The following is a 12,248-nucleotide window of genomic DNA, read 5'->3' as shown; positions in this document are numbered from 1 at the left end:
AACCTTCATATCTTCACTCATTCCATTCATAATAATCAACTTTTTTCCTTTTAAGCCCTTTAATTTGTAATTTTTTAATAAAAACCTTCCTTCTTTATGAAAAAGCAGATCATGTTCTCTTAAAAACGAATCCATATAAACTAAAAACCATGAAATTAAACATCCAGCCTAAGCCTACGCCCAGCTTATTATCGAAAAACGGGTTTTTATTATCGAAATCAGGGAATATTTTATCGAAAATCCAATTTTTATTATCGAAACCGACAAATCTATTTTCAAATGATACAAAATATTATCGGAATCGCTTAATTATTTTCAAGATGATTCTTTTATTATCAAAACCACCATCCTCTTCCCCGTAATCGTTTTCTAACTCTAACTTGAGAAGTTTCCCCTTCCAATCTCTTTCATTAATGGCACTATCCAGGCAGCCAATCTTTTTCCCAACTTTTTTAGAAAGACATACACAGACTGGGCGTTTGTTACATAAGATAAAAGAACACTTGATTATTCTGTTAGTTTAAAAGTTTTAAATACTGTATACAATTGGAGCACTTGGGGCACAATAGATTGTATGGAGGTGGAGAACCTTATGAGGAATGCAGAGCGTAAGGCGGTTGAAGAGCAGTGTATTGTGTGTCAAAGTGAGAAGTCGGTCGGAATCCATCTATACACATCATTTATCTGTACGGAATGTGAACGGGAAATGGTCCAGACGGAGACAAATGATCCGGTATACAAATTGTTCGTCCAGAGATTGAAAAAGGTGAATACCCCTCAAATTTATTCATAACCAGGTGATAGACAGCTTGGTTATGATTTTTTTAGTTTAGAAGGTTAAAGTATGGTACGATGAAGGTTGATATTTGTGGTGAGAGAGAGGGGTAAACATGAGGTGCAATCAAGCCAGAACGCCTCTTATTGAAGCGATTGAAAGACATCTTGAGATGGATCCCATCTCGTTTCATGTTCCTGGCCATAAAAATGGTTTATTCATAGATGAGAAGCACAAGCAGTTTACTTATAAAAGGGATCTAACGGAGCTTAGCGGATTGGATGATCTTCATGATCCGCATGAAGCGATAAAGAAGGCTGAGCAGTTACTCAGCGATTTGTATGGAAGCAGGAAGAGTTATTTTCTGGTGAACGGCAGTACGACAGGTAATATTGCCGCTATACTTGCTTCGTGTTCTCCGGGAGATACTGTACTGGTTCAAAGGAACTGCCATAAGTCTGTGTTGAATGGAATAAAGCTTGCGAGGGCTGTTCCTATTCTGATAGAAACTGAGTGGGATCAAGAAGGAAGAATGCCGATCGGGGTCAATCTGGAGTCCATAAGAGCGACATTAAAGGATTACCCGAATGCGAAGGCTTGTATACTGACGTATCCCACATATTACGGAATGACATATGACGTAGAAGAGTTGATAAATGAATTACATCAACATGGTGTAGTATGTATCATTGATGAAGCACATGGTCCGCATTTTCAGTTAGGCACCCCTTTTCCAAAGTCGGCTTTGGAATCGAGTGCAGACATTGTCATTCACTCGGCTCATAAAATGCTGCCGGCCATGACGATGGGCTCCTTTTTACATATAGGGACGGATCGTGTCGATGAAAGAAAGATACGGGAATATTTATCGATTTTGCAATCAAGCAGTCCATCATATCCGATCATGGCCTCACTTGATTATGCCAGGTCATATTTAGGGACCATGACTGAACTTGATATTAAGCGGAATATCAATGAGGTCAATGATTTTGTACAAGCGTTAAAAGAAGTTAGTGATGGACTTGAAGTGAAACGTGCAGATGATCCATTAAAGCTGCTTCTATCCATGAAAGGGAAGTCTGGGTATGAACTTCAGCGATTGTTGGAGGCTCAGGGCGTTTTTTGTGAGCTTGCGGACCCTTTCTATGTGCTCCTCATCCTTCCTTTAGTGAAGGGGGATCGATCGTTTCCGTATAAAGAAGCGATTATTCGCGTTCGGGAAGCATTTAAGGATGGAGAGGGTTCAGAAGAAGCAGCGAACACGGATGTTTTTATAAAAGATATGAATCAACATTATAGTACGCTTGCACTAAGCCTTGAAGAGATGGATGATAAGAAAGAGAAGTGGGTTTTATTACAGGAGGCCGAGGGAGAGATATCGTCTCGAATGATCACTCCTTATCCGCCGGGAATCCCTCTATTGATCCCCGGTGAGAGAATTTCCCGCGATGTGATCTTAAGGCTGAAACAATATATAAAAAATAAAGCGAACATACAAGGAGATCATCGCTTAGATGAGAACTATGTACGTGTTTATCGATAGATGGAGGGTACAGTAAATGAAACAGGGACGATTTATAACAGTTGAAGGACCTGACGGAGCCGGCAAGTCTACAATCTTGAAAGAACTTTACGGAATGTTGATTGAAGAGGGCTTTGAAGTGGTGCAAACAAGAGAACCTGGAGGCGTATCAATAGCTGAACAGATCAGAGAAGTGATCTTAAATAAAGACAATACGGCAATGGACATCCGTACGGAGGCATTGCTGTATGCAGCAGCGAGGCGCCAGCATCTTGTGGAGGTCGTCATACCTGCACTCGAAAAAGGTTCCATCGTAATCTGCGACCGGTTTATTGACAGCTCACTCGCCTATCAGGGGAACGGCAGAGGCATCGGGATGACAGAAGTAATGAATATCAATCAATTTGCGATCGAGGATAAGATGCCTGACCTTACACTTTATTTCGATATATCCCCTGAAGAAGGCCTAAAGAGAATTGCCCGGCATGATGGCCGTGAAGTCAACCGGTTAGACCTTGAATCACTTGATTTCCATCAAAAGGTTTACAAGGGGTATCAAACCCTCATCAAACAATACCCTGACCGAATCAAGGTTGTGGATGCAAGCAAAAGTAAAGAAGAAGTATTCGAACAAGCATATGATATCGTAAAGAGATTTGTTGGATAGCCAGTGTGGCAGGCAGCTCCTATTGACATAAAGAGTCTATGGGAAGTTGTCTTCTTTTTTATAGGAAAGATGTCAGCTGGCACTTTTTATTGATATAATAGAAGGAAGTATATGTCTTTGAAACGGAGGAAACCACATATGAAAGTCATTATGGCGGTTGTTCAAGATAAAGATAGTAATCGTTTGTCTAATGCGTTGATGGAACATAATTTTCGTTCGACAAAACTTGCGAGTACCGGTGGATTTCTAAAGTCCGGTAATACCACCTTCATCATTGGTACTGAAGATATTCGTGTTGATAAAGCACTGCAGGTGATCAAGGAAAATTGCCAGTCGCGCGATCAATTGGTTGCGCCTGTGTCCCCGATGGGAGGAAATGCAGATTCGTATGTACCATACCCGGTTGAAGTGGAGGTCGGGGGCGCTACCGTATTTGTGCTGCCTGTCGATCAGTTCCATCAGTTTTAATTAAAGCGAGGAGTTTAAGTCATGAAGATCAACCAGGATACTCGTGTCTCTTTAGATAAACTTCAGAAGGAAAGCAAGACAACAGGGACGAACCAAGTGAAATTCGGTCAGCTTGTCCAAAAGCATGATCAAAAAATGCAAATGGAGCAGCTTAATAAGCTTTTAGCCACGATTGAGGATGCAGGAAGCCTCTTGGCAAGGTCAAGGACCTTCAAGGACCTTGCAAAATACAAAACACTGGTTAAAAAGTTTGTAAGAGAAGCGGTGGATTTCGGCATGGACCTTAAACAGTCCCATACATGGAATCAGTACGGCGAGGGCAGAAAGCTCAATATCGTCGAAACGATTGATCAGCAGCTTGTCGAATTAACCGAAGCCGTTATGGATAAAGAAAAGAAGTCTATCGATGTACTAGGAAAAATAGGAGAAATAAAGGGATTATTGATTAATCTCTATATGTAAGTGAGTGGTCGACATGAAGTTTGAAGAGTTACAATCATTTCAGCCTGTGGTTCTGCAGATGCTTCAAAACAGCATCATGAAGAACCGTGTTGCGCATGCCTATTTATTTGAAGGTGAAAAAGGCACTCGGAAAAAGGAAGTAAGCATGCTCTTTGCCAAAGCCTTGCTATGTGAAAACCGCAGAGACGGAAAAGCATGTGAAGAATGCAATAACTGCAGACGTGTCAATAATGGAAACCACCCGGATCTTCATCTAGTCGAGCCGGATGGCCTTTCAATAAAGAAAGAACAAATTAAATTGCTCCAAGCGGAATTTTCCAAAACAGGGGTCGAATCGAAGAAAAAGATTTATATCATCGTTCATAGTGATAAAATGACTGCCAATGCGGCAAATAGTCTGCTTAAGTTTCTCGAGGAACCTTTGGCGGATACAACGGCGATTCTTATCACTGAAAATATTCATAGAATGCTGCCTACCATTCTTTCAAGGTGCCAGACGGTTTCATTCAAGCCGCTCCCTAAAGAACATCTGACAAAACAATTGCTGGATGAGGGCATTCCGCCGCATATGGCAACGCTGGCAGCCAATTTAACCAATCGCTATGAAGAAGCTGTAGAAATATGTCAAAATGAGTGGTTTGCACAAGCAAGAATAATAGTGTTAAAATTATATGAAGTCCTCCAGAAAAGTCCCTTCCAAGCAATGGTGAAAATTCAAGAGGATTTTGTACAGCACTTCAAAGAAAAAGATCAAGTCGATCGAGCATTAGATCTTTTACTTCTAATATATAAAGACTTACTTCAGATCCAGTTAGGAAAAGAAGAACAGCTCGTCTACCCGGACCAAAAGGAAATGTGGAAATCAAACGCACTTCAAGTATCGACAAACCGTCTTTCTACTAATATGACGGTCATACTTGAAGCAAAACGCAAGTTAAACGCCAATATGAATTCGCAGCTGCTGGTAGAACAGCTTATGCTAAAACTGCAGGGGTGATGGTCCTTTGTACGATGTTGTAGGAGTACGATTTAAAAAAGCGGGAAAAATCTATTATTTCGATCCCGGAGAACTGGATGTCCAGAAGAATAGTTACGTGATCGTTGAAACCGTTCGCGGGGTTGAGTTTGGAAAAGTAGTCGTAGAAAGAAAGCAAGTAGATGAAAACGATGTAGTGCTTCCTTTGAAAAAGGTGATTCGTATCGCGGATCAAAAGGATCGCTTAACAGTGGAAGAAAACAAATCTTCTGCGCAGGAAGCGTACACTGTATGTAGTGACAAGATTAATCAGCATCAATTAGATATGAAATTAGTAGATGTAGAGTATACATTTGATCGTAATAAAGTCATATTCTATTTTACCGCTGATGGGCGTGTTGATTTCCGGGAGCTGGTGAAAGACCTGGCCTCTATTTTCCGTACGCGTATTGAACTTCGTCAGATTGGCGTTCGAGACGAAGCGAAAATGTTGGGTGGTATCGGTCCTTGTGGCCGTATGCTTTGTTGTTCGACCTTTTTAGGAGATTTTGAACCGGTATCCATCAAAATGGCGAAGGATCAAAATCTATCCCTTAATCCTACGAAAATCTCAGGGCTCTGCGGCCGCTTAATGTGTTGTCTAAAGTACGAAAATGACGAATATGAAGCAGCCAAAGAAGAATTGCCTGATATTGGGGAAGTGATTAAGACACCTCATGGGAAAGGTAAAGTGGTAGGTCTTAATATTCTTGAACGTGTTCTTCGAGTCGAAATTAAAGAAGAAGAGCGTGTATTAGAATTCACTTTAGATGAAATAATGAACGAAGGTGCCGTATCATTCCAAGCAACAGAGTAACGGGGTGTAGTGTCGTGGATAAAAAAGAGTTCTTTGATTCAGTCAGTAATATGGAACAACAAATTGGTGATTTATATAATCAATTAGGAGAGCTTAAGCAATGCCTGGCTGAAATGCTGGAAGAGAATAACTCTCTTAAGCTTGAGAACGAACATTTGCGCCGAAGACTGGAACAGACTGAGAACTCACCGAAAAAGGAACAAACAACAGGCGATGCGGGTACGACGAGTGAGTCAGATTTAGAAGATAAACAACTGGATATCGGGGAAGGTTATGATAATCTTGCCCGGCTTTACCAGGAGGGCTTCCACATCTGTAATATCCATTTTGGAAGTCCGCGCAAGGACGAGGATTGCTTGTTCTGTCTTTCTTTCTTAAACAAGAAATAAAGAAGAACTTAAAGTGGAAGAATATGATAAAGACAAAAAGGGCTGATCCATTCGACAGGATTAGTCCTTTTTATTGAAAGATGTTTTTTAAAAATGGTTGTTACTTTTCCTACATTGGCTAGTTGTCTGAAAGTAGCTTGTGCACGTGCTCTTTTCGAACTCAAGCTTAAACAAGAGACGGGCATACAATTCGAAAATACCCAAGTTCCGGTATTTTCTTGCATGTAAAGCAACAAATTATGCGAAAAGAGCTTTATTGAAAGAACCGGTTACATAGACGGAGGAAAGACATGGTTGAATTAAAAGAGGATGAACGATTAGATTACTTACTTGCAGAAGATATGAGAATTATCCAAAGCCCCTCTGTGTTTTCCTTTTCATTGGATGCCGTATTATTGGCACGTTTCAGCTACTTGCCTTTAAAGAGGGGAAAAGTAGTTGATCTATGCTCAGGAAATGGAATAATCCCGCTATTATTAAGCGCAAGGACAGAAGTGGAAATCACCGGGGTGGAAATTCAGCAGCGGCTGCTCGATATGGCCGAAAGAAGCATTCAGTACAATGGCGTTCAGGATCAGGTATCGATGAAGCTTGGAGACGTAAAGGAAATAAACAAACTGCTTCACCATTCGCATTATGATGTAGTGACGTGCAATCCCCCATATTTTGAGACGCTTCCGACCGCCATGCAAAACATGAATGAACATTACACCATCGCCCGTCACGAAGTCCTCTGCACACTGGAAGATACGATTCAAGCAGCCAGCTATCTTCTGAAGCAGGGAGGAAAGGCTTCATTTGTTCACAGACCGGGAAGACTGATGGATATCCTGGCCCTGATGAGGAAGCACCGCTTAGAACCCAAGAGGATGAGGCTCGTTTATCCAAGAGAGGGAAAAGAAGCGAACACGCTGTTAATTGAAGGCATCAAAGATGGAAAACCTGATTTAAAGGTTCTTCCGCCTTTATTTGTCTACAATGAGAATAATGAATACTCTCCGGAAGTACATGAAATCCTTTATGGAAAAGAATAAGGTAGATCATAAAATACAGGAGGTGAGCACCATAATGAACCAACAGAAAAGCTATCAGGAAAGTAATAAAGGCAGTCTTTATCTTGTACCCACTCCTATAGGTAATCTGGAAGATATGACCTTCAGGGCGATCCGCATTATGAAGGAAGCGGATATCATAGCCGCAGAGGATACAAGAAATACGAAGAAGCTTAGCAACTACTTTGAGATCGATACGCCGATTATCAGTTATCATGAGCATAATAAAGAGTCGAGCGGTCCAAAGCTGATCGAGAGAATGGAACAGGGGGAAACGGTTGCTCTAGTCAGTGACGCAGGAATGCCATCCATTTCTGATCCAGGTTATGAACTTGTGAAAGCGGCCATAGAAAACGACCTGTCCGTCATTCCTCTACCGGGGGCAAATGCAGCATTGACAGCATTGATCGCTTCTGGTTTAGCCCCCCAGCCGTTTTATTTTTACGGATTCCTGCATAGAGGAAAGAAAGAGAAACGGGCTGAATTAGAAAGACTTCGTTCGCTGCAGGAAACATTTATCCTATATGAATCTCCTCATAGACTGAAGGAAACACTGAAAGAGCTGCATCAAGCCCTAGGCAGCCGGCAGATTGTCATTTGCCGTGAACTGACAAAGAAATTTGAAGAATTTATTCGTGGTCCTTTGGAAGAAGTTCTGAAATGGGCTGAAAGCGGCGAAGTAAGAGGAGAATTCTGCTTGCTCATTGAAGGGAATCAGGAGCCTGACGAAGAGGAGCATGAAGAATGGTGGCGGGGCTATTCCTTACAAGATCATGTTCATTATTATATAGAAGAAAAAGAAATGACCTCTAAACTGGCGATTAAAGAAGTGGCCAAAGAACGAAACCTCCCGAAGAGAGAAGTATATCAGGCATTTCACGTCGAGAATGAATAGAAAAAGGGCTGAGTGATTAAAACTCAGCCCTTATATTTATATCAATGTAAGATTATTTTGCTTGAAAAGAACCCTGGATTTCTTTAATTAATTGTTCTGCACCTTCACGGCTTAGAATTAATTTACCATCAGCAAGCTTGATGTTGTCATCAGAAACTTCACCAGTAATTTGGCAAGTCATGCTTGGCTTGTATTTCTTTAAGATAATTCTTTCGTCGTCCACGTAGATTTCAAGAGCATCTTTCTCAGCGATGCCAAGTGTACGGCGAAGCTCGATTGGAATAACGACACGTCCTAATTCATCAACTTTTCTTACAATACCTGTAGATTTCATGTAATTTCTCCTCCAAAAAATGTTTTATTTTTATCTCTCTAGTTTGTTATTTGTTCGTCAATATTCGACATTTTTCTGTATCTGGTAATATCATACCAACGTTTTTATCCACCGTCAATAATTATATTTGTAAATTCTTAAAAAGTACTTCCAAAGAGAAAGTTGATATGACAAGCTTTACGCACTATTGTAAATAATTGTATTACCAATTTAATATTATTGTAATCAAAAGAAATATGTCGAAAAATCTTTATAAGCGAACTTATTCGACACAAATCGACATTTTTCACCTGTATTTTCGACATCCTTGAAGAGATACACCATGCAGTTGCAGAATCACTATATTTTAGGTATATTTTGATGAGATAAGAGGTTAAGATGATAGGTAAGACAATTGAATAAAATCCACTATATACCATTCGGGGACACTTGAATGTTTATGTGGGCATTATAGAAAGAAAGAGGAGGAAGCGAAAGTGGAAGAGAAATTGAAGACCTTCTATATTACAACACCAATCTACTATCCAAGTGGAAATTTACATATTGGCCATGCGTATACGACAGTGGCCGGAGATGCGATGGCCCGTTATAAGAGAATGCGCGGATTCGATGTCAGATATTTAACGGGAACTGACGAGCACGGCCAGAAAATTCAGCGAAAAGCGGAAGAACAAGGGGTCAGTCCTCAGGGTTACGTAGATGAAATCGTAAACGGCATCCAGGATTTATGGGGTAAATTAGATATTTCATATGACGACTTCATCCGTACAACGGAAAAACGCCATAAAGACATTGTAGAAAAGATTTTCCAGCAATTGCTTGATCAAGGGGATATCTACCTTGATCAATATGAAGGCTGGTACTGTACGCCATGTGAATCATTCTTTACCGAAAGACAATTGGAAAACGGGAACTGCCCTGATTGCGGACGTCCCGTAGAGAAGGTAAAAGAAGAGTCGTATTTCTTTAAAATGAGTAAATACGTTGACCGTCTGCTGGCTTACTATAACGAAAATCCGGAATTCATCCAGCCTGAATCACGCAAGAATGAGATGGTTAACAACTTTATCAAACCTGGCTTGGAGGATTTAGCTGTATCGAGAACCACCTTTGATTGGGGTGTCAAGGTCCCTGGTAATCCAAAACATGTCATCTATGTATGGGTGGATGCATTATCCAATTATATTACATCACTAGGATACGGCAGCGATAATGATAAGGATTATTTAAAATATTGGCCGGCGGATGTTCACTTAGTAGGGAAAGAAATTGTCCGCTTCCATACGATATACTGGCCGATCATGCTGATGGCACTGGATCTTCCCCTGCCTAAAAAAGTATTTGCACACGGCTGGCTGTTGATGAAAGATGGTAAAATGTCTAAATCAAAAGGAAACGTTGTCGATCCGGTCACTCTGATCGACCGCTACGGTCTTGATTCACTGCGTTATTACTTACTAAGGGAAGTTCCATTCGGTTCTGACGGGGTATTCACTCCAGAAGGATTCGTTGAACGCATCAACTTCGATCTTGCAAATGACCTTGGCAACCTGCTGAACAGAACAGTTGCAATGATCAACAAGTACTTTGATGGGGTCATTCCTGCGTATGCTCACTCGAACGGTGAGTTCGATCAAAATCTGTTAGACATAAATAAAGAGACGGTTAATAAGTACGAGGAAGCAATGGAAAACATGGAGTTTTCGGTTGCTCTATCCAGTCTATGGCAGCTTGTGAGCCGGACGAATAAGTATATTGATGAAACACAGCCTTGGGCACTGGCGAAAGATGAAGACAAAAAAGCAGAACTTGGAAGTGTAATGAGCCATCTGGCAGAATCTCTTCGCAGAGTTGCCGTTCTGCTGCAGCCATTCCTGACGAGAACACCGAAGAAAATCTTTGAGCAGCTGAATCTCCACGATGAAAAGCTTCAAACATGGGAAAGCTTAGAGGAATTTGGTGCAATTCCTGAAGGTACAGAAGTGGTGAAGAAAGGTGAGCCGATCTTCCCGCGCCTTGACCTTCAAGAAGAAGTCGACTACATCAAAGAGAAAATGCAGGGAAGCAAGCCTGCTCAAGAAGAAAAAGCAGATGTCCCGGTACCGGATGAGAGTGAAGAAATCACAATCGATGACTTCATGAAAGTAGAGCTGAGAGTTGCTCAGGTAGTGAATGCCGAGCCGGTTAAAAAAGCGGATAAGCTACTTAAAATCCAACTTGATCTCGGTTATGAAAAGAGACAAGTGGTATCAGGAATCGCCAAACACTATCAGCCTGAAGAGTTAGTCGGGAAAAAAGTAATTTGCGTAACCAACCTAAAGCCGGTCAAACTGCGTGGAGAACTATCCCAAGGGATGATCCTGGCAGGAGAAGAAAACGGAACCCTCTCCCTCGCAACGGTCGATCAAACACTGGCAAACGGTACAAAAGTAAAATAAACAAGCAACAAAAGGATGTTCCACGTGGAACATCCTATTTCTTATATCCGAATAGTATTATGTAGAAATAATATCTTTAACAAGTAGATAAAAGCTAAATAATAATTATATATAAATAATTATGACCCAAGAAGAAATCAAATTGTTTTAGAAATTGCTTTCAAGCCTATACAATGAACGGAGGAAGTAAATAATAAAGATGATTACTCAGTTAAATATATAATAGTTTGGTTTGAAATTGTTCCAGCTGTTGATTGTAGTGGAAGACGAAGACTCCTGCGGGAGAAGTGGCCAATGTGAGACCCCGCAGGGAGGTACGACCGAGGAGGCTCACAGGTCACCCGCGGAAAGCGAAGTCTTCCACGGAAATCAACAGCGGTATATCCACTACTATCAACGTATTAGTCAATGTTTTTTGGAGTAATGCTAGTAAATAATTTCTCCATCATCCATAATTTGTAACCTAAATGTTACGTTACTGAGATGCTTGTTACTCATTTTTATAATAAAATTATTTTGAACACAAGGAGTGTCACACATGTTATTTGATACGCATGTTCATCTGAATGCTGAACAATTCAATGAAGATCTCGAGGAGGTTATTTCAAGAGCAAAAGAAGCGGGAGTAGGAAAGATGGTCGTTGTCGGCTTTGACCGGCCTACCATTGAAAGAGCCATGGAACTGGTGGAACACTATGATTTTCTATATGCTAGTGTAGGCTGGCACCCTGTAGATGCAATTGATATGACAGATGAGGATCTCGCTTGGATAGAAGAGCTGTCCTCACATCCCAAAGTAGTCGCCCTGGGTGAAATGGGCCTTGACTATCATTGGGATAAATCACCGAAAGACGTTCAAAAAGAAGTGTTTAGAAAACAAATTCACTTAGCAAAAAAAGTGAAGCTGCCAATCATCATACATAACAGAGAGGCGACTCAGGATATTGTCGATATCCTTCGGGAAGAAGGGGCGGAAGAAGTAGGGGGCATCATGCACTGCTTCAGTGGAAGTCCCCAGATTGCCCAGGAATGTGTAGACATGAACTTCTATATTTCCCTTGGCGGACCGGTCACATTTAAGAATGCGAAGAAACCAAAAGAAGTAGCTCAGGAAATTCCTTTAGAAAGACTTCTCATCGAAACGGATTGTCCGTATCTTGCCCCTCATCCGAACAGAGGGAAAAGAAATGAACCTGCATATGTGAAGCTCGTCGCAGTACAGATTGCAGAACTGAAAGGCATCTCTGTAGAAGAAGTAGAAAGAATCACAACTGAAAATGCAAATAAATTATTCAACATAAACTGACATCATATGTTGTCGAGAATTGAGGGAGCTTGTCCAAATAGTTATTGAAAACAAAAAGTTCTACACAGCTTTTGTCTTTCATAGGATAACCATGTCGATAACTCTCTC

General features: G+C 41.0%; 13 protein-coding genes. 12 read left to right on the top strand and 1 reads right to left on the bottom strand.

Going from position 1 to position 12,248, the window contains the following annotated elements:
* Positions 1-592 precede the first annotated feature (592 nt).
* The 10 genes from AAEO50_RS15880 (at position 593) to rsmI (ending at position 8,062) form a co-directional block, all read left to right on the top strand.
* Positions 593-793 (top strand): sigma factor G inhibitor Gin, encoded by a 201-nt coding sequence (locus tag AAEO50_RS15880; RefSeq protein ID WP_341985273.1) that lies wholly within the window; start codon positions 593-595, stop codon positions 791-793.
* 97 nt (positions 794-890) lie between these two features.
* On the top strand, positions 891-2,318 hold the full coding sequence (locus AAEO50_RS15875; RefSeq protein WP_341985272.1) for an aminotransferase class I/II-fold pyridoxal phosphate-dependent enzyme: 1,428 nt from the start codon (positions 891-893) through the stop codon (positions 2,316-2,318).
* A 16-nt stretch (positions 2,319-2,334) separates the two neighbouring features.
* Entirely contained in the window at positions 2,335-2,964 is a 630-nt protein-coding gene (gene tmk / locus AAEO50_RS15870) for a dTMP kinase (protein ID WP_341985271.1), read from the top strand.
* A gap of 138 nt (positions 2,965-3,102) precedes the next feature.
* A complete protein-coding gene (locus AAEO50_RS15865) occupies positions 3,103-3,432 on the top strand; it encodes a cyclic-di-AMP receptor (protein WP_334219571.1) in 330 nt (109 codons plus the stop codon).
* A 21-nt stretch (positions 3,433-3,453) separates the two neighbouring features.
* Positions 3,454-3,894 carry a YaaR family protein gene (locus AAEO50_RS15860; RefSeq protein WP_341985270.1) on the top strand — a complete coding sequence of 147 codons (441 nt, stop codon included), beginning with the start codon at positions 3,454-3,456 and terminating at the stop codon, positions 3,892-3,894.
* Positions 3,895-3,907: 13 nt separating this feature from the next.
* Positions 3,908-4,891, top strand: coding sequence for a DNA polymerase III subunit delta' (gene holB, locus AAEO50_RS15855; RefSeq protein ID WP_341985276.1), 984 nt, complete (start codon positions 3,908-3,910; stop codon positions 4,889-4,891).
* Between the two features lie 7 nt (positions 4,892-4,898).
* On the top strand, positions 4,899-5,726 hold the full coding sequence (locus AAEO50_RS15850; protein WP_341985269.1) for a stage 0 sporulation family protein: 828 nt from the start codon (positions 4,899-4,901) through the stop codon (positions 5,724-5,726).
* Between the two features lie 14 nt (positions 5,727-5,740).
* Complete coding sequence (gene yabA, locus AAEO50_RS15845; protein WP_341985268.1) at positions 5,741-6,115, top strand: DNA replication initiation control protein YabA; 375 nt, start codon at positions 5,741-5,743, stop codon at positions 6,113-6,115.
* Positions 6,116-6,405: 290 nt separating this feature from the next.
* Positions 6,406-7,149 (top strand): tRNA1(Val) (adenine(37)-N6)-methyltransferase, encoded by a 744-nt coding sequence (locus AAEO50_RS15840; RefSeq protein ID WP_341985267.1) that lies wholly within the window; start codon positions 6,406-6,408, stop codon positions 7,147-7,149.
* A gap of 34 nt (positions 7,150-7,183) precedes the next feature.
* Positions 7,184-8,062 (top strand): 16S rRNA (cytidine(1402)-2'-O)-methyltransferase, encoded by an 879-nt coding sequence (gene rsmI, locus AAEO50_RS15835; protein WP_341985266.1) that lies wholly within the window; start codon positions 7,184-7,186, stop codon positions 8,060-8,062.
* Between the two features lie 52 nt (positions 8,063-8,114).
* On the opposite strand, the gene AAEO50_RS15830 is transcribed toward rsmI, so the two are convergent.
* Positions 8,115-8,396 (bottom strand): AbrB/MazE/SpoVT family DNA-binding domain-containing protein, encoded by a 282-nt coding sequence (locus tag AAEO50_RS15830; RefSeq protein WP_341985265.1) that lies wholly within the window; start codon positions 8,394-8,396, stop codon positions 8,115-8,117.
* Between the two features lie 476 nt (positions 8,397-8,872).
* Between AAEO50_RS15830 and metG the strand changes: the two genes are divergently transcribed.
* On the top strand, positions 8,873-10,834 hold the full coding sequence (gene metG, locus AAEO50_RS15825; RefSeq protein ID WP_341985264.1) for a methionine--tRNA ligase: 1,962 nt from the start codon (positions 8,873-8,875) through the stop codon (positions 10,832-10,834).
* Between the two features lie 538 nt (positions 10,835-11,372).
* The gene (locus AAEO50_RS15820; protein WP_341985263.1) at positions 11,373-12,140 is read left to right on the top strand and encodes a TatD family hydrolase; all 768 of its coding nucleotides are present in this window, start codon (positions 11,373-11,375) and stop codon (positions 12,138-12,140) included.
* The last annotated feature ends 108 nt before the right edge of the window (positions 12,141-12,248 follow it).

The sequence above is a fragment of the Rossellomorea oryzaecorticis genome, assembly GCF_038405515.1.
GTDB lineage: Bacteria > Bacillota > Bacilli > Bacillales > Bacillaceae_B > Rossellomorea > Rossellomorea oryzaecorticis_A.
This window is presented reverse-complemented; position numbering and strand designations above follow the sequence as displayed.